Origin of the sequence: Trinickia sp. EG282A (assembly GCF_040965455.1) — a bacterium.
Classification (GTDB): domain Bacteria; phylum Pseudomonadota; class Gammaproteobacteria; order Burkholderiales; family Burkholderiaceae; genus Trinickia; species Trinickia symbiotica.
Map to the genome: position 1 here is coordinate 1,362,843 of NZ_JBFRCC010000001.1, position 18,140 is coordinate 1,380,982.

Below are 18,140 nucleotides of genomic sequence, written 5' to 3' on the forward strand. Positions count from 1 at the left end.
AAATCGCCGTGCGTCTCACCTCGATCAAACTCGCTGGCTTCAAGTCCTTCGTCGATCCCACGCATTTTCAGGTACCCGGCCAGCTGGTCGGGGTCGTCGGGCCCAACGGCTGCGGTAAGTCGAACATCATCGATGCCGTCCGCTGGGTGCTCGGCGAATCGCGCGCGTCCGAGCTGCGCGGCGAATCGATGCAAGACGTGATCTTCAACGGATCGACGGCGCGCAAGCCCGGCAGCCGGGCGAGCGTCGAGCTCGTGTTCGACAATTCGGACGGCCGCGCGGCGGGCCAATGGGGCCAGTACGCCGAGATCGCGGTCAAGCGCGTGCTGACGCGAGACGGCACGTCGAGCTACTACATCAACAACCTGCCGGCGCGCCGGCGCGACATTCAGGACATCTTCCTCGGGACGGGCCTCGGGCCGCGCGCCTACGCCATCATCGGCCAGGGCATGATCGCGCGCATCATCGAGGCGAAGCCCGAAGAGCTGCGCGTGTTTCTCGAAGAGGCCGCGGGCGTGTCGAAGTACAAGGAACGCCGGCGTGAAACGGAGAACCGCCTGCACGACACGCGCGAGAACCTGACGCGCGTCGAGGATATCGTGCGCGAGCTCGGCACGAATCTCGAGAAGCTCGAAGCGCAGGCCGTGGTGGCGACGAAGTTCAAGGAGCTGCAGGCCGAGGGCGAGGAGAAGCAGCGCCTGCTCTGGCTGCTGCGCAAGAACGAGGCGGCCGCCGAGCAGGCCCGCCAGCAGCGCGCCATTTCCGAGGCGCAGATCGATCTCGAAGCGCAGACGGCCAAGCTGCGCGAGGTCGAGGCGGAGCTCGAAACGCTGCGTGTCGCGCACTACGCGGCCAGCGACGCAATGCAGGGCGCGCAAGGCGCGCTCTACGAGGCCAACGCCGAAGTGAGCCGGCTCGAGGCCGAGATCAAGTTCATCATCGAATCGCGCAACCGCGTCCAGGCGCAGATCGCCGCGCTGACGGCGCAGCGCGAGCAGTGGCAGATGCAGGCCGAAAAAGCGCGCGGCGATCTCGAGGATACCGAGGCGCAGCTTGCCATCGCGGAAGAAAAAGCCGCGATCGCCGAAGAGGAGGCCGCCGCCAAGCACGACGCGCTGCCGGCGCTCGAGGCGCGCTGGCGCGATGCGCAGGGGCAACTCAACGACGAGCGCGCCGCGATCGCGCAGACGGAGCAGGCGCTCAAGCTCGAGGCCGCTCACCAGCGCAATGCCGATCAGCAGCTGCAGCAGCTGCAGCAGCGCCAGGAGCGCCTTCAGACGGAGGCGAGCGGCCTCGACGCGCCCGACGAGGCCCAGCTCGAAGAGCAGCGAATCCAGCTCGCTGAGCACGAAGAGATTCTGAGCGAGGCTCAAGCGCGGCTCGCCGACGCGCAGGAAGCGCTGCCGGTGCACGACGCCGAGCGCCGCGCGGCCCAGGAGCGCGTGCAGTCCGAGAGCGCCCAGATTCACCAGCTCGAGGCGCGTCTCGTCGCGCTCAAGCAGCTTCAGGAGAATGTGCAGACCGAGGGCAAGATCCAGCCTTGGCTCGACAAGCACGAGCTCGGCAGCCTGCCGCGGCTATGGAAGAAGCTTCATATCGAGGCGGGCTGGGAAACGGCGCTCGAGTCGGTCCTGCGCGAGCGGTTGGCCGCGCTCGAGATCTCGAACCTCGACTGGGTGAAGGCGTTCGCAAGCGATGCGCCGCCCGCCAAGCTGGCTTTCTACGCGCCGCCGTCCGCGGCGACGCCGCGCGAAACGCCGGCCGGGCTCACGACGCTGCTCTCGCTCGTACGCATCGACGATGCGGGCTTGCGCGCCGTGCTTTCGGATTGGCTCGGCACGGTCTATATCGCCGACGATCTGCCGCAAGCGCTCGCGATGCGCTCGCAGTTGCCCGAGGGCGCCGCGCTCGTCGTCAAGGCGGGGCATATCGTCACGCGCGTCGGCGTTCAGCTCTATGCGGCCGATTCGGAGCAGGCCGGCATGCTCGCGCGCCAGCAGGAAATCGAGAATCTCACGCGCCAGCTTCGCGCGCAGACGCTCTTGGCCGACGAGGCGAAAACCGCGGCGATTCGCGCCGAGGCCGCCTATACGCAGGCTTCGCAAACGCTCGCGGATGAACGCGCGCACGCCGAGCGCGCGACACAGCGCGTCCATGCGCTGCAGTTGGAGGTGCTGAAGCTCGCGCAGGCCCACGAGCGCTACACGCAGCGCAGCACGCAGATTCGCGAAGAGCTCGAGGAAATCAAGGCGCAGATCGAGGAGCAGCGTGCGCAGCGAGCCGAATCGGAGGGCAATTTCGAGCGCCACGACGGCGAGCTCGCCGAACTGCAGGCGCGCTTCGAAGAAAATCAGCTGTCGTTCGAGGCGCTCGACGAGGAGCTCGGCGCGGCGCGCACGCAGGCGCGCGATCTCGAGCGCGCGGCGACCGACGCGCGCTTCGCCGCGCGCAACGTGGCGACGCGGATCGAGGAGCTGAAGCGGAACATCCAGGTCGCGCACGATCAGAGCGAGCGGGTTGCCGCTTCCCTCGACGATGCGCGGGCCGAGTTGGAGACAATCAACGAGCAGACCGCGCACACGGGCCTGCAAGATGCGCTCGAGGTTCGGGCGGCGAAGGAAGCCTCGCTCGGCGCGGCGCGCATGGAGCTCGACGACCTGACGGCGAAGCTGCGCCAGGCGGACGAGCTGCGGCTCACGGCCGAGCGGTCGCTGCAGCCGCTGCGCGACCGGATCACCGAGCTTCAATTGAAGGAGCAGGCCGCGCGAATCTCCGGGGAGCAGTTCGTCGAGCAGTTGAGCGAGGCCGGCGTCGACGAAGCGCAATTGCAGCAGAAGCTGACGCCGGACATGAAGCCGTCCTACCTGCAGGGCGAGGTGACGCGCATCAACAATGCGATCAACGCACTCGGCCCCGTCAACATGGCGGCGCTCGAGGAGCTGGCCGCGGCGAGCGAGCGCAAGACGTTCCTCGATGCGCAATCGGCCGATCTCACGCGCGCCATCGAGACGCTCGAGGACGCGATTCGCAAGATCGATCAGGAAACGCGCACATTGCTGCAGGGTACGTTCGATGAGGTCAACCGGCATTTCGGCGAGCTGTTCCCGCGCCTTTTTGGCGGCGGCCAGGCGAAGCTGATCATGACGGGCGACGAAATTCTCGATGCGGGCGTGCAGGTGATGGCGCAGCCGCCCGGCAAAAAGAACTCCACGATTCATTTGCTGTCGGGCGGCGAAAAAGCGCTGACCGCGACCGCGCTCGTCTTCGCGATGTTCCAGTTGAATCCGGCGCCATTCTGTCTGCTCGACGAAGTCGACGCCCCGCTCGACGACGCCAACACCGAGCGGTTCGCGAACCTCGTTCGGGCGATGTCGGACAAAACACAGTTCCTCTTCATCTCGCACAACAAGATCGCAATGGAAATGGCGCAGCAGCTTATCGGCGTGACGATGCAGGAGCAAGGCGTCTCGCGTATCGTTGCCGTCGACATGGAAACGGCCGCGGGTTTCGCCCAGAATACGGCTTGACATTGAACGGTCCGCCGAGGCGGCGCGCATTGGCGCGATGCGCCGGCCCGGGCCGGCGGCCCACAGAAGAATGCTTGATGGAGCGTGCATGGACGAGTTGACACTCGGATTGATCGGCGCGGGTGCCGTGGTGGTAGGGGGCGTGGTCGTGTACAACGCGTGGGCTGCGGCGAAGGTCCGTCGCCGGATGCCGAGACCAATGCCGCCCGATACTGTCGATCCGCATACGCGCCACGATCACGAGGAAGAGCGGCCGTTCATCGAGCCCGCGCGTCCGACCGCGCGGCGCGAGCCGGATGTCGGGGAGGCCCCGCGCCAAGGGGCGAGCGGGCGCATCGAGCCGAGCTTCGGCGGCGCCGCGCCGCTCGACACACCGGCCGACATTCAAGCCGACAGTACGATACCGAACGGCTATCTGGACGAAGCGGAGCCCTCGATCGACGAGAGTGGCGCCGCGAAGCCCGAGGAGCCGATTGCTCCGGCCGCGACGACGATCTCGGCCGCGCCGCCGCACGTCGTCGATCGGCGCATCGACTGCGTCGTGCCGATTCGCCTCGGCGGACCCATTGCGGGCGACAAGGCGATGCCGTTTGCGCAAAGGCTGCGGCGTGCGGGCAGCAAGCCCGTCTATATCGAAGGCAAGCCCGAAGGCGGGGCCGGCTGGGAGCTGCTGCAAAGCGGGCATCGCTATGAAGAGCTGCGGGCGGCCGTGCAGCTCGCGAATCGGTCCGGCGCGCTCAACGAGCTCGAGTTTTCCGAATTCGTCTCGGGCGTGCAGCAGTTTGCCGACGCGGTAGATGGCGGGCCGGAGTTTCCCGACATGCTCGAGACGGTCTCGATGGCGCGCGAGCTCGATGCATTCTCGGCGCAGTGCGATGCGCAGCTCTCGATCAACGTGCTTTCCGACGGCGCGCCATGGTCGGCGAACTACGTGCAGGCCGTCGCTTCTCAAGACGGCTTGCTGCTCTCACGCGACGGCACGCGCTTCGTGAAGCTCGATGCGAAGCAAAGCCCCGTCTTCATGCTGCAGTTCGGCGATACGAATTTTCTGCGCGACGACCTCACCTACAAGGGCGGGCAGACGATCACGCTGATTCTCGACGTGCCCGTCGCCGACGAAGACATCTTGCCGTTCCGGCTCATGTGCGATTACGCGAAGTCGCTCGCCGAGCGCATCGGGGGACGCGTCGTCGACGATCAGCGGCGGCCGCTGCCCGAAGCGGCATTGCTCGCGATCGAGAAGCAGCTCATGACGCTCTATGCGAAGCTTGAGGAGGCCGGCATTCCGGCCGGCTCGGCGGCAACGCGTCGGCTATTCAGCCAATGATCCTGCCCCGGTGAACGCAAGCCCGGGCTTGCCTGCGATAATGCGGGATCACCTGAAAAGCGAAGGCGAACGCCGACAGCATGGCCCTGAACACCGTTGAACCGCCCGCAGACAAGCCGGCCGAGCGCGCAGCGTGGCTGCGCGCCGAGATCGAACGCGCGAACCATGCGTATTACGTGCTCGATCAGCCGGAGATTCCCGATGCCGAATACGATCGAATGTTCCTCGAACTGCAGCGCATCGAGAGCGAGCATCCCGATCTGATCACGCCTGAATCGCCGACGCAGCGCGTCGGCGGCCAGGCAGCGAGCGGGTTCTTGCCCGTCGTGCACACCGTGCCGATGCTCTCGCTCAACAATGGCTTCTCTGACGACGACATCATCGCATTCGACCGCCGCAGCGCCGAGGCGCTCGGGCACGCGCCGATCGAATATGCGTGCGAACTCAAGTTCGACGGCCTCGCGATCGCGCTGCGCTACGAGGACGGCCGCCTCGTGCGGGCCGCGACGCGCGGCGATGGCGCAACGGGCGAGGATGTGACGCAAAACGTTCGAACGATCCGCGCGATCCCATTGAAGCTGAAAGGCGCAAACGTGCCGCGCGTGGTCGAAGTGCGCGGTGAAGTGCTGATGTTCAGACGCGACTTCGAGCGGATGAACGAGCGTCAGCGCGAGGCGGGGCAGCGCGAGTTCGCGAATCCGCGCAACGCCGCGGCCGGCAGTTTGCGCCAGCTCGATCCGAGAATGACGGCGCAGCGGCCGCTGTCGTTCTTTTCATATGGAATCGGCGAGCTCGAAGGCATCGAGATGCCCGATACGCATAGCGGGCTGCTTGAATGGTATGGCGAGCTGGGCCTTCCTGTGTGCGCGGAGCAGGCCGTCGTCAAAGGCGTGCAAGGGCTGCTCGAATTCTTCCGGCGCATCGGCGAAAAGCGCAAGTCGCTCCCGTATGACATCGACGGCGTCGTGTACAAGGTCAATCGGCGCGACGAGCAGGACAAGCTCGGCTTCGTCTCGCGCGCGCCACGCTTTGCGCTTGCGCACAAGTTTCCCGCCGAAGAAGCGATGACGGAGCTCGTCGATATCTACGTAAACGTCGGCCGCACGGGCGCGATCACACCAGTGGCGCGGCTCAGTCCTGTGTTCGTCGGCGGTGTGACGGTCACCAATGCCACGTTGCACAACGAGGACGAAGTGCGCCGCAAGGACGCGCGGATCGGCGACACGGTGATCGTGCGGCGCGCGGGCGACGTGATCCCGGAGCTCGTATCGGTCGTGCTCGAGCGCCGGCCCGAGAATGCGCGCGAATTCGTCATGCCGACGAACTGCCCCGTTTGCGGCTCGCGCATCGAGCGGCTGCCCGACGAGGCCGTCGCGCGCTGCACGGGCGGCCTCTTTTGCCCTGCCCAGCGCAAGCAGGCGCTCTGGCATTTCGCGCAGCGGCGAGCGCTCGATATCGACGGGCTCGGCGAGAAAATCATCGATCAGCTCGTCGAGCAAAATCTCGTGCGCACGCCCGCGGATCTGTTCAATCTCGGTTTCTCGACATTGGCGGAGCTCGACCGGTTCGCGGAGAAGTCGGCGCAAAATCTGCTTGATTCACTCGAAAAGGCGAAGAAGACGACGCTCACGCGCTTCATATACGCGCTCGGCATCCGCCATGTCGGTGAATCGACTGCCAAGGACCTCGCTCGCCATTTCGGCTCGCTCGATCCGCTGATGAATGCGTCGCTCGACGAATTGCTCGAGGTCAAGGACGTCGGGCCAGTCGTCGCCGAGGCGATACATCAGTTCTTTGCCGAGGAACACAACCGCACGGTGATCGAGCAATTGCGGGCGCCGGGTAAGGTGACGTGGCCGGAGGGGCCACCCGCGCCGCGCGCGCCGCAGGGTGTGCTGGCCGGCAAGACGGTCGTGCTGACCGGCACTTTGCCATCGCTGTCGCGCGAAGAGGCCAAGGAAATGCTGGAGGCGGCCGGCGCGAAGGTGGCCGGCTCAGTGTCGAAAAAGACCGATTACGTGGTGGCGGGCACAGAGGCCGGCAGTAAGCTGGCGAAGGCCGAGGAACTCGGCATCCCCGTACTCGACGAAGACGGTATGCGCAAGCTCCTGGAGGGCGACAATTCATGATACGAGAAATCCTCAAGATGGGCGATGAGCGCCTTTTGCGCATCGCCCAACCCGTCGACCATTTCGATACGCCGGAGCTGCACGAGCTCATCGCCGATATGTTCGAGACGATGCACGCGGTAAACGGCGCGGGGCTTGCGGCGCCGCAGATCGGCGTCGATCTCCAGGTCGTCATCTTCGGCTTCGGGCACAACGAACGGTATCCGGAGGCACCGGCGGTGCCGGAGACGGTCCTCATCAATCCGACGGTGACACCTGTCTCGCAGGACATGGAAGAGGGTTGGGAAGGGTGCTTGTCGGTGCCCGGGATGCGCGGCGTCGTCAGCCGGTTTTCGATGATCCGCTATCACGGCTTCGATCAGCACGGTCAGCCGATCGATCGCGTTGCGGAAGGATTTCATGCGCGCGTCGTGCAGCACGAGTGCGATCATCTGATCGGCAAGCTTTATCCGATGCGGATTACGGATTTCTCGAAGTTCGGTTATACCGAGGTGCTGTTTCCCGGCCTCGACCCGAACAGCGACGATTGACGTACAGCGCAGGTGCCGGGCGGCCGTGGCTGCTGCATCGCATATGAGGCAGCAGCGCTTGGCTGCGCCAGGTTTAGAGCACCCGGGTGGCGGTCGAGCGCCGGGTACGCTCGAGCGCCGGCGCTGCCCCGCTCAAAACGCCTCGTTCGGCAGCAGATAGCGCCATTTCCCCGGCGGCAGGGCGCCGAGCGTCACACTGCCCATCCGCACGCGCTTCAATCCCACCACCTGCAGGCCGACCAGTTCGCACATGCGGCGGATCTGCCGCTTCTTGCCTTCGCGAAGCACGAAGCGCAGCTGCTCTCCGTTTTGCCAGCTGACTTTGGCCGGCTTGAGCTGGCTGCCATCGAGCGAGAGGCCGTACCGCAACAGCGCGAGCTTGTCCGCCGGGAAGTGCTGCGCGACGTCGGTCGCCCGCTCGCCATAGGCGACGCGCACGAGATACTCCTTTTCCACGCTCGAATGCTCGCCGATGAGCAGCTTGGCGATACGGCCATCCTGCGTCAGTACGAGGAGTCCCGTCGAATCGATGTCGAGCCGGCCCGCCGGCGCCAGGCCGCGCAGGTGACTTGCCGAAAACCGCAGCGGCGAGCGATCGCCATCCCAGCGATTCGCCGCCGTGACGAGCGTGACCGCGGGTTCGTAGCCGTCTTCGGCCTGGCCCGAAACGTAGCCGACAGGCTTGTGCAGCAGGACCGTCACCTGGCGCGCCTGCACCGCGCGCGCATCGGCGCTGACTTCGATACGCTGGTCGGGACGCACGCGCGCGCCGAGCGTATCGACGCGTACGCCATCGACGTTCACCCAGCCGTTCTCGATCCACTCGTCGGCCTCGCGCCGCGAGCAAAGGCCGAGCTCGGACATCCGCTTCGATAGGCGCAGGGTGCCGGACGTGTCGCCGTCGCGCTGCTCGCGTTCTGGGCTTTCGGCGTGCGTGGAGCGTCGCGCGGCTCGCTCGCCGCTGAGGCGTTTAACGGGCTGAGGCCTGCGTTGCTCGCGTTCCCCACGTTCCCCACGTTCGGCGTGGGTTGCGCGCGCGGCCCGCTCGCCGCTGGCGCGTGTGGCGGGCTGAGGCTGGCGCTGCTCGCGTTCCCCGCGTTCCCCACGTTCGGCGTGCGTTGCGCGCGCGGCCCGCTCGCCAATCGAGCGCTTGGCGGGTTGCGGCTTGCGCGCTTCGCCTTCCCGACGCTCTGGCTGCCTCGATCGCGTGGCCTGCTCGCCGCTCACGCGTTTGACCGCCTGCGGTCTGCGCTCGTCGCGGTCCCGGCGTTCAGTGTGCGCGGATCGGGCAGCGAACCCGTCGCCCGAGCGCTTGACTGGACTGCCGGTCTTCCGCGCGCCGTTTCCCGCCTCGGTGTCGCTCCGGCGCGCGCCGGGCGTCACGTTGCTGCCGGCCGGTTTCGCCTTCGCCGGTTGTCTTGCCGAATCGGTCGCACGCGGCGCCTTCCTGGCCGGTGCGCGATCGGGGCGAGCGCTACTGCCAGGCTTCGGTTTCGGCGCGGCGCCTGGCGCCTTCGCCGGCGAGCGGTCCTGTCGGCCTCCGGACGGCACCGCTCCCGCCGGCTTGGCGGGGGCGGCGGCGCGAACCGGTTTTCGTCCGGAAGGGCTGCCGGCACGGACAGGCGCGCGATCCGGCGCGGCCGGTCGCGGATGCTTGGCTGTCAACTTGACGCGCATAAATTCTCGAAAAAGATGCAATAACAGAGGAAGCCCGATTATCGACGGCAGAGCAGCCGCCCGGGCTTACGGCTCAAAGGGCGATCGCGCGCAGCAGCTCCGTTTCGACCTGAATCTGCAGCCGATTGTCGGAAAGCCCCCGACCGTCGAGCAGGAACACGTCCTCGACGCGCTCGCCGAGCGTGTTGATGCGCGCCGCGTGCACGCCGACCCGATGCTCCGCGAGCACGCGCGAGATGGCGTACAGGAGACCGAGGCGGTCGTTCGCCGAAATCGACAGAATGTAGTACTGCCCGCGCTCGTCGGCCCGCAGGTCGACGCGCGGCGTGATCGGAAACGTTCGCGAGAGCCGCGAGAGGCGGCCCTTCGACGGTTCCGGCAGCGTCGCCTCGGAGGCGAGCCAGGCCGCGAGCTGCTGCTCGACGAGATTGGCGATGTTGCGGTACTGCACGTCCTCTTCGGTATGGGCAACGATGAAATTGTCGAGCGCATAGCCGTGACGCGTCGTGTTCACGCGCGCGTCGAGCACCGAAAGGCCGTTGCGGTCGAAATAAGCGCAAATGCCGGCGAAGAGATCGGGCCGATCGCGCGTATAGACCAGCACTTGCAGCGCCTCTCCGATAGGCGAGGGCCGCGCGCGGACGATCGGCGCGTCCGCCGCGACATGGCGGTACAGCACGCGCGTCTGCCAGGCGATATCGGCAGCATCGTGCCGCAGGAAGTAGCCGACGTCGAGCTGATCCCAAAGTGCGCGATGCGCGTTTTCGGGCACGGTCTCGAGGCGCAGCAGCGCGATCGCTTCCTCCTGGCGCATTTTGAGCTCCGAATGCTGGTCCGGATGCGCGCCCCCGAGCACGGCGAGCGTCGTGCGATAGAGATCCTCGAGCAGCTTGCCCTTCCAGGTGTTCCAGACTTTCGGGCTCGTGCCGCGAATGTCGGCCACGGTGAGCAGGTAGAGCGCCGTCAGGCGCCGCTCGCTGCCGACGAGCTCGGCAAACTGCTTGATGACCGCCGGATCGCTCGTGTCCTGCTTTTGCGCAACCTGGCTCATCGTCAAATGATGCTGAACGAGCCAGACGATGAGCGCCGCGTCGTCGCCCGTGATGCCGTGCTCGCGGCAAAAACGGCGCGCGTCGGCCATGCCGAGCGTCGAATGATCGCCGCCGCGGCCCTTGGCGATGTCGTGAAAGAGCGCCGCGACATAGAGCACCCATTGGCGTTCGAAGTTCGCCATGAGCTGGCTGCAGAACGGATACTCGTGCGCATGCTCCGCGAGCGCGAAGCGGCGCAGATTGCGCAGCACCATCAGGATGTGCTGATCGACCGTGTAGACGTGATAGAGGTCGTGCTGCATTTGCCCGACGATGCGCCGGAAATTCAGCAGATAGCGCCCGAGCACGCTCGTCTGATTCATGAGCCGCAGCGCATGCGTGATGCCATGCGGCTGCTTGAGGATCTCCATGAAGAGGCGCCGGTTCTCGGGGTTCTTGCGCCAAATGGCATCCATCGCGTCACGCACGTTGTAGAGCGCGCGCAGCGTGCGCGCCGACAGACCTTTCGTGCCCGGCGTGGCCTCGTAGAGCAGGAACGCCTCGAGGATTGCGGTGGGCGTGCGCTCGAAAACGTCGTCGCTGACGATTTCGATCATGCCCTGCTTTTCGACGAAACGCTCGGACAGCACGCGCGTCACGCCGCTCGTGCGCGGAAAGAGCTGGGCTTCGATGTTCTGGATCAGGATCGTGGCGAGCTGCGTCACCGCCTTGGCCGCCCAGTAGTAGCGGCGCATGAGCTGCTCGCTCGCGCGGCGCGCCGCCGTCGCCTTGTAGCCGAAGCTTTCGGCCGCCGCCGTCTGCAGATCGAAGACGAGCATGTCTTGGCGCCGCCCCGCGATCAGATGCAGGCGCGCGCGCAATGCCTTCAGGAACGCCTCGTTGCGGCGCAGCTCGCGCGCTTCGCGTGCCGTGATGAGCCCGCGCTCGTCGAGCTCGCGCCAGCTGCTGCCGAATCCCGCCGCGCGGGTGATCCAGAGGATCAGCTGCAAATCGCGCAGCCCGCCGGGGCTTTCCTTGACGTTCGGCTCGAGGCTGTAAGGCGAGTCCTGAAACTTCGCGTGACGCTGGCGCATCTCGAGGACTTTCGCCTGGAAGAACGCGCGCGCATCGAGCGTTTCGTTCAGGCGCAACGCGAAACGCTGAAAGAGCGTCGTGCTGCCGACGATGCGCCGCGCTTCGATGAGCGAGGTGCGCACCGTGATGTCGCGCTCCGCCTCCTCGAGGCATTCGCCGACCGTGCGAACGCTGCTGCCGATCTCGAGCCCGAGATCCCAGGCGAGGCCGATGAACCGCTCGATGCGCGCCTCGAGCGCGGGCTCGGGCGATTCGGGCAGCAACACCAGGATGTCGATATCGGAGAACGGAGCGAGCTCGCCGCGCCCATAGCCGCCGACGGCGACGAGCGCGAGCGAGGCAGGCATCTCGCAGCCGACCCAGGCGCGCCGCAAGGCGTCGTCCGTCGCGCGGGCGAGCGCGCGCATCGCCGTGTCGACGTTGCTCGCGGTCTTGAAGCGCTCGAGCAACGCGGTTTTGGCGACCCGATAATCGGCTTTCAGCGAAAGGGGATCGGGCAGGGCGGCGGCGACGCTCATCTCCCCGCTCATGCGGCGACGGGCAAGCGCGGCCGCTCGGGCGTTCCCGCCGAGACGGTCAGCACGTCGAAACCGGAATCGGTGACGAGCACCGTATGCTCCCATTGTGCAGAGAGGCTGCGGTCGCGCGTCTTGACGGTCCACTGATCGGGCATCGTACGGATTTCGCGGCGTCCGGCATTGATCATCGGCTCGATCGTGAAGATCATGCCCGACTGCAGTTCCAGACCGGCGCCCGGGCGGCCGTAATGGAGGATCTGCGGATCCTCGTGGAACACGGTGCCGATCCCGTGTCCGCAGTACTCGCGCACGACGCTGTAGCCGCTCGCCTCGGCGTGCCGCTGGATCGCGTGGCCGATGTCGCCGAGGTGCGCGCCTGGGCGGACCTGTTCGATGCCGAGCCACATGCACTCGTAAGTAACCTGCACGAGGCGCTTCGCGAGGATCGAGCCTTCGCCGGCGATGAACATTCGGCTCGTGTCCCCGAAGTAGCCGTCCTTGATCACGGTGATGTCGATGTTGAGCGCATCGCCGTTCTTGACGATTTTGTCGCCCGGAATGCCGTGGCAGATCACGTCGTTGACGGAAATGCACGTGGCCTTCGGGTAGGGCGGATAACCGGGCGGCTGATAGTTGAGCGGCGCGGGCACCGTGCCTTGCACGTCGAGCATGTAGTTATGGCAGAGGCGGTCGAGCTCGCCCGTCGTCACCCCTGGCTTGACGTGCGGCGTGATGTAATCGAGCACTTCGCTCGCAAGCCGGCACGCGACGCGCATTTTGGCGATGTCGTGTTCGTTTTTGATCGTAATGGCCATGGATTCGTGCCTGAAACGTGGATCCGGCGATTATCGCACCATATTCGGCCGCTGGCAGGGTCTATGCCGGGCCGCGCGCCTTCGCGGCGCCGGTTTCGAGCTACGGTGGCGGCAAGATTGGCATTCCCAGTGCGGCCTTGAGGCACCTTCGGCGCGCGTGCTATACTCTCGGGCTAGTCGTCGAGTGGAAGTTCGGCCCGATTCGATCCGGAATTGGATGGATCGGATGGGAGTCGAACATTCCGTCTGTCGGCGGCTGATTCGCAAGCCGGGGCATCCAAGGGTGCCGGTTGCGACGAGCGCGTAGTCCGCCGCGAGCGGGCGGGCTTTCCCGATGCGGGAGGCAGAGCGCGAGCGCGACCGGTGCGGCAGCCGGCTTAAGTCCCAACCCTCGTGGAGAATTTCATGGCAGTCACCATGCGTCAGATGCTGGAAGCCGGCGTCCATTTCGGACACCAGACGCGCTTCTGGAACCCCAAGATGGCCCCGTTCATTTTCGGCCATCGCAACAAGATTCACATCATCAACCTCGAAAAGACGCTGCCGATGTACAACGACGCACTGAAGTACGTGCGTCAGCTGGCGGCCAATCGCGGCACGATCCTCTTCGTCGGCACGAAGCGTCAGTCGCGCGACACGATCGCGGAAGAGGCGGCGCGCGCCGGCATGCCGTACGTGAACCAGCGCTGGCTCGGCGGCATGCTGACCAACTTCAAGACGCTCAAGCAGTCCATCAAGCGTCTGAAGGACATGGAAACCGCGGTCGAGGCGGGTGAGCTCGAGCGCATGAGCAAGAAGGAAGCGTTGCTGTTCGAGCGCGAAATCGCCAAGCTGCAGAAGTCGATCGGCGGTGTGAAGGACATGGGCGGGATTCCGGACGCGATCTTCGTCGTCGACGTCGGCTATCACAAGATCGCCGTGACCGAAGCGAACAAGCTCGGCGTGCCGGTGATTGCCGTTGTCGATACGAACCACTCCCCCGAGGGCGTCGACTACGTGATCCCGGGCAACGACGATGCAAGCAAGGCCGTGGCGCTTTACGCGCAAGGCGTGGCCGATGCGATCCTCGAAGGCCGTGCGAACGCGGTGAATGAAGTCGTGCAAGCCGTGCGCGGCGACGGCGACGAGTTCGTCGAGGTCAACGGGGAAGCGTAACGCAATCCCTCAGCCGGCAAAAAGGGGGCTTCTCAAAGGCCCCCTTTTTTTAAGTTACGAGACAAGTCTCAAGGAGCGAATGATGGCGGCAATTACCGCAAGCATGGTGGCAGAACTGCGCGCGAAAACCGACGCGCCGATGATGGAATGCAAGAAGGCGCTGACCGAAGCGGACGGCGACATGGGGCGTGCCGAAGAGCTGCTGCGCGTGAAGCTCGGCAACAAGGCCAGCAAGGCCGCTTCGCGCGTGACGGCGGAAGGCGTCATCGCCGCGTTCGTGAGCGGCGGCAAGGGCGCGCTCGTCGAGCTCAACTGCGAAACGGACTTCGTTGCGAAGAACGACGATTTCAACGCATTCGCCAAGCAAGTGGCCGAGCTCGTCGTCCAGCAAAACCCGGCCGACGTCGCGGCGCTTTCGGCACTGACGCTCGACGGCCAGACCGTCGACGCCGTCCGCCTGGCGCTCGTCGGCAAGATCGGCGAAAACCTGTCGATCCGTCGTTTCGAGCGCTATGAGACCGCGAACAAGCTGGCCACCTACCTGCACGGCACGCGTATCGGCGTGATCGTCGAGTACACGGGCGCGGACGAGCAGGTCGGCAAGGACGTCGCGATGCACGTGGCCGCGATGAAGCCAGTCTCGGTGTCGGCCGACGACGTTCCGGCCGAGCTCATCGCCAAGGAGCGCAGCATCGCCGAGCAGAAGGCGGCCGAATCGGGCAAGCCGGCCGAGATCGTCGCGAAGATGGTCGAAGGCAGCGTCCAGAAGTACCTGAAGGAAGTGTCGCTGTTGAACCAAACGTTCGTGAAGAATGACAAACAGACAGTCGAGCAGATGCTGAAGGCGGCTGGCTCGTCGGTCCAGCGGTTCGCGCTTTTCGTCGTCGGCGAAGGCATCGAAAAGCGGCAGGACGATTTCGCGGCCGAAGTGGCCGCGCAGGTCGCCGCGGCGCGTCAACAGTAAAGCAGGACGGCGGCGGGCGCCAAGCCGGGAGCAGTGCTTGCGCAGCTTTGGCCAGCCGCGCCTAAGCGGCCTGGCGCTCGCCCAGGACATCACGTCGGCGGGCATTCGGGGTTGCCGTTACGGGTTAACCCGAGTGTCCGGCGGCGAAACGTGCGGTTCGGCGCCTGCGCGCGCGGGGCCACGCGGCACGCGGCAAGGCGGGCATGCAGGAGGCGCCGGCGCTTGCTCCAATTCAGGTTTCACCCCTACAGTTCCACATTGTTGTCATCTCCTTCGGCGCGATCGGATACCGCTATGCCCACAGCCTACAAACGCGTTCTTCTCAAACTCTCCGGTGAAGCTTTGATGGGCGAAGATGCCTTCGGCATCAACCGCGCGACGATTGAAAGAATGGTGACGGATATCGCCGAGGTGGTGCGCCTCGGCACGCAGCTGGCGATCGTGATCGGCGGCGGCAACATCTTTCGCGGCGTAGCGGGCGGCGCGGCCGGCATGGACCGCGCGACGGCCGATTACATGGGCATGCTGGCGACGATGATGAACGCGCTCGCGCTGCAGGATGCGATGCGTCATGCGGGCATTGAGGCGCGCGTCCAATCGGCGCTGCGCATGGATCAGGTGGTCGAGCCGTACATCCGTCCGCGAGCGATTCGCCAGCTCGAGGAAGGCAAGGTCGTGATCTTCGCGGCCGGCACGGGCAACCCGTTCTTCACGACCGATACGGCGGCGGCGTTGCGCGGCTCGGAGATCGGCGCGGAAGTCGTTTTGAAGGCAACCAAAGTGGACGGCGTATACTCCGCGGACCCGAACAAGGACCCGACGGCCACGCGCTATTCCACGATCAGCTTCGACGAAGCGATCGGCCGCAACCTGCAGGTCATGGATGCGACGGCGTTTGCGCTCTGCCGCGATCAAAAGCTGCCGATCCGTGTGTTTTCGATCGTCAAACCCGGCGCATTGAAGCGCATCGTACAAGGTGAGGACGAGGGTACGCTCGTCCACGTGTAAACTCTCGCAGGGCGCGGGCGCGCCTCGCGCCAGCGGCGTTCGAGGCCGCTGGTGTGGCCGGCCCGTACTGCCATGAAGGTTCGGAGGTCCAAATGAGTGTCGCAGAGATAAAGAAGAGCGTCGATCAGAAAATGCAGCGCTCGATCGAGGCGTTCAAGAGCGATCTGGCCAAGATTCGCACGGGGCGCGCGCATACCGGGCTCCTCGACCACATTCAGGTCGATTATTACGGCTCGAACGTGCCGATTTCCCAGGTCGCGAATCTGACGCTCATCGACGCGCGGACGATCGGCGTGCAGCCGTGGGAGAAGAAGATGGTCGCCGTGGTCGAGAAGGCGATTCGCGAATCGGATCTCGGTCTCAACCCGGCCACGCAGGGCGATCTCATCCGCGTGCCGATGCCGGCGCTCACCGAGGAGCGTCGCCGCGAGCTGACGAAAGTCGTGAAGAGCGAGGGCGAAACGGCCAAAGTCGCTGTGCGCAATCTGCGCCGCGACGCAAACGAGCAGTTGAAGAAGCTCGTGAAGGACAAGGAAATCTCGGAAGACGACGAGCGCCGCGCCGGCGATGAAGTCCAGAAGCTGACCGACAAATACGTCGCGGAAATCGACAAGCTCGTTCATACGAAGGAAGCCGAGATCATGACCGTCTGAGGCCTCCGGGTCTCGACCGACTCGTCGGATCTCACTATTTCCAGCAGTTTTTCGTATCGGCGGCCATGACATATACCAGCTCAACTGTTCGCGTGCCTGATGTCGCAGCGGTCCCGCGCCATATCGCGATCATCATGGATGGCAACGGGCGCTGGGCAACGCAGCGCCGCTTGCCGCGCGTGGCGGGCCATACGCGCGGCGTCGATGCCGTGCGCGCCTGCGTCGAAGCGTGCGCGCGAGCCGGCGTCGAATATCTGACGCTCTTCGCGTTCAGCTCCGAGAACTGGCGCCGGCCCGTCGAAGAGGTCTCGTTCCTCATGCGTCTCTTCGTGACGGCGCTCGAGCGCGAAGTCGGCAAGCTGCACGCGAACGGCATCCGGCTGCGCGTGATCGGCGATCTCTCGCAATTCGATTCGCGCATTCAGGACCTCATTCGCCGGGCCGAAACGAAAACGGCCGGCAATAAGCGCCTTACGCTGACGATCGCGGCGAACTACGGCGGTCGCTGGGACATTCTGCAGGCGGCCCGGAAAGTCGCCGAACAGGCCACGCGCGAAGGCAGCGCCGGCGTCATCGACGAGCAGGCATTCGCCGAGCATCTGGCGATGGCCTACGCGCCCGAGCCGGACCTTTTCATCCGTACGGGCGGCGAAACGCGCATCAGCAACTTTTTGCTCTGGCAACTCGCTTACACGGAACTCTACTTCACCGACACGTTCTGGCCCGATTTCAACGCTGACACGTTGGCCGACGCCATCGCCTCGTTTGGGCGGCGCGAGCGCCGGTTCGGCCGGACGAGCGCTCAGCTCGAGCCGCAATCGCAGGACGCCGATTCGCTCCCATGCTGAAGACCCGTGTCGTCACAGCCGTCGTGCTGCTGGCGGTGTTCGTTCCGGTGACGCTCTATGCGCCGGCGGCCGGGTTCGGCGCGCTGATCGGGCTCGTAGTCGTACTGGCGGCCTGGGAATGGGCACGTCTTTTGAATCTTAACGGCATGACGGCGGTGGGCTATGCCGCGATCGCAGCGCTCGCGGTGCTCGTGAGCACGAGGCTCGGCCCCGGGATGCGCGCCGCGCGGCCGCTGTTCGAGGCGGCGGCGGTATTCTGGCTGCTGACGGGGCCGTTCGTGCTCGCACGCAAGCCGCGGCTCGCGCACGGGGCATGGCGCGTCTTTCTGTTTCTGGCCGGGATCGTCGTGTTCACGGCGTGCTGGCATGCGCTCGTCGTGGCGCGGGCGATCGGGGTATCGTTCGTCCTGTCGATACTGATCGTCGTCTGGCTCGCCGACATCGGCGCATACTTTTCGGGCAAGGCATTCGGAAAACACAAGCTCGCGCCGGCGATCAGCCCCGGCAAGACGTGGGAGGGGGCCTTCGGCGGCTGGATCGCCGTAATCGTCGTAGGGGTGGCCGCGCTCGCCACGCATGCGCTCGCGCCAACGCTTTTCACGACGCTCGGTGCACGCCTCGGATGGGCGCGCGCGGTGCTCGTGCTGACGCTCATCGTCGCGTTCAGCATCGTCGGCGACCTGTTCGAATCGATGCTGAAGCGCCAGGCCGGCGTCAAGGACTCGAGCGGCCTGCTACCGGGGCACGGTGGCGTGCTGGACCGTGTCGATGCATTGCTGCCGGCGTTGCCGCTCGCGATGCTCTTCATCGGCTAGCGCGCTGCGTCGGAGGATGAGGGTTAGGGCCTCAGGCAAGCTGCGCTG

General features: G+C 65.7%; 13 protein-coding genes. 10 read left to right on the plus strand and 3 right to left on the minus strand.

Translation table 11 applies throughout. The features are described 5' to 3' along the window. The first annotated feature begins 8 nt into the window (after positions 1 to 8). From smc to def, 4 genes are all read left to right on the plus strand, one after another. The gene (smc, locus tag AB4Y31_RS06265) at positions 9 to 3,527 is read left to right on the plus strand and encodes a chromosome segregation protein SMC (RefSeq protein WP_368673465.1); all 3,519 of its coding nucleotides are present in this window, start codon (positions 9 to 11) and stop codon (positions 3,525 to 3,527) included. 88 nt (positions 3,528 to 3,615) lie between these two features. Then, the gene (locus tag AB4Y31_RS06270; RefSeq protein ID WP_368673147.1) at positions 3,616 to 4,854 is read left to right on the plus strand and encodes a cell division protein ZipA C-terminal FtsZ-binding domain-containing protein; all 1,239 of its coding nucleotides are present in this window, start codon (positions 3,616 to 3,618) and stop codon (positions 4,852 to 4,854) included. Between the two features lie 80 nt (positions 4,855 to 4,934). Further along, on the plus strand, positions 4,935 to 6,983 hold the full coding sequence (gene ligA / locus AB4Y31_RS06275; protein WP_368673148.1) for an NAD-dependent DNA ligase LigA: 2,049 nt from the start codon (positions 4,935 to 4,937) through the stop codon (positions 6,981 to 6,983). Beyond that, positions 6,980 to 7,513 carry a peptide deformylase gene (gene def, locus AB4Y31_RS06280; RefSeq protein WP_368673149.1) on the plus strand — a complete coding sequence of 178 codons (534 nt, stop codon included), beginning with the start codon at positions 6,980 to 6,982 and terminating at the stop codon, positions 7,511 to 7,513. Before ligA ends, def begins: the two co-directional genes overlap by 4 nt. A gap of 132 nt (positions 7,514 to 7,645) precedes the next feature. On the opposite strand, the gene AB4Y31_RS06285 is transcribed toward def, so the two are convergent. The 3 genes from AB4Y31_RS06285 to map form a co-directional block, all read right to left on the minus strand. After that, positions 7,646 to 9,190, minus strand: a complete 1,545-nt coding sequence (locus tag AB4Y31_RS06285; protein ID WP_368673150.1) for a pseudouridine synthase — start codon at positions 9,188 to 9,190, stop codon at positions 7,646 to 7,648. A 73-nt stretch (positions 9,191 to 9,263) separates the two neighbouring features. After that, entirely contained in the window at positions 9,264 to 11,834 is a 2,571-nt protein-coding gene (locus AB4Y31_RS06290; RefSeq protein WP_018444195.1) for a [protein-PII] uridylyltransferase, read from the minus strand. Positions 11,835 to 11,842: 8 nt separating this feature from the next. Then, on the minus strand, positions 11,843 to 12,649 hold the full coding sequence (gene map, locus AB4Y31_RS06295; protein ID WP_368673151.1) for a type I methionyl aminopeptidase: 807 nt from the start codon (positions 12,647 to 12,649) through the stop codon (positions 11,843 to 11,845). Positions 12,650 to 13,054: 405 nt separating this feature from the next. Here map and rpsB point away from each other — a divergent pair, with 405 nt between their 5' ends. The 6 genes from rpsB (at position 13,055) to AB4Y31_RS06325 (ending at position 18,092) form a co-directional block, all read left to right on the plus strand. Next, entirely contained in the window at positions 13,055 to 13,804 is a 750-nt protein-coding gene (rpsB, locus tag AB4Y31_RS06300; protein WP_018444198.1) for a 30S ribosomal protein S2, read from the plus strand. Between the two features lie 82 nt (positions 13,805 to 13,886). After that, the gene (gene tsf, locus AB4Y31_RS06305; protein WP_026230329.1) at positions 13,887 to 14,768 is read left to right on the plus strand and encodes a translation elongation factor Ts; all 882 of its coding nucleotides are present in this window, start codon (positions 13,887 to 13,889) and stop codon (positions 14,766 to 14,768) included. Positions 14,769 to 15,062: 294 nt separating this feature from the next. Then, a complete protein-coding gene (pyrH, locus tag AB4Y31_RS06310; RefSeq protein WP_026230330.1) occupies positions 15,063 to 15,776 on the plus strand; it encodes a UMP kinase in 714 nt (237 codons plus the stop codon). A 92-nt stretch (positions 15,777 to 15,868) separates the two neighbouring features. After that, the gene (frr, locus tag AB4Y31_RS06315) at positions 15,869 to 16,429 is read left to right on the plus strand and encodes a ribosome recycling factor (RefSeq protein ID WP_026230331.1); all 561 of its coding nucleotides are present in this window, start codon (positions 15,869 to 15,871) and stop codon (positions 16,427 to 16,429) included. A 65-nt stretch (positions 16,430 to 16,494) separates the two neighbouring features. After that, entirely contained in the window at positions 16,495 to 17,277 is a 783-nt protein-coding gene (gene uppS, locus AB4Y31_RS06320; RefSeq protein ID WP_368673152.1) for a polyprenyl diphosphate synthase, read from the plus strand. Then, a complete protein-coding gene (locus AB4Y31_RS06325; protein ID WP_368673153.1) occupies positions 17,271 to 18,092 on the plus strand; it encodes a phosphatidate cytidylyltransferase in 822 nt (273 codons plus the stop codon). The genes uppS and AB4Y31_RS06325 overlap by 7 nt, the downstream gene beginning before the upstream one ends. Positions 18,093 to 18,140: the final 48 nt, after the last annotated feature.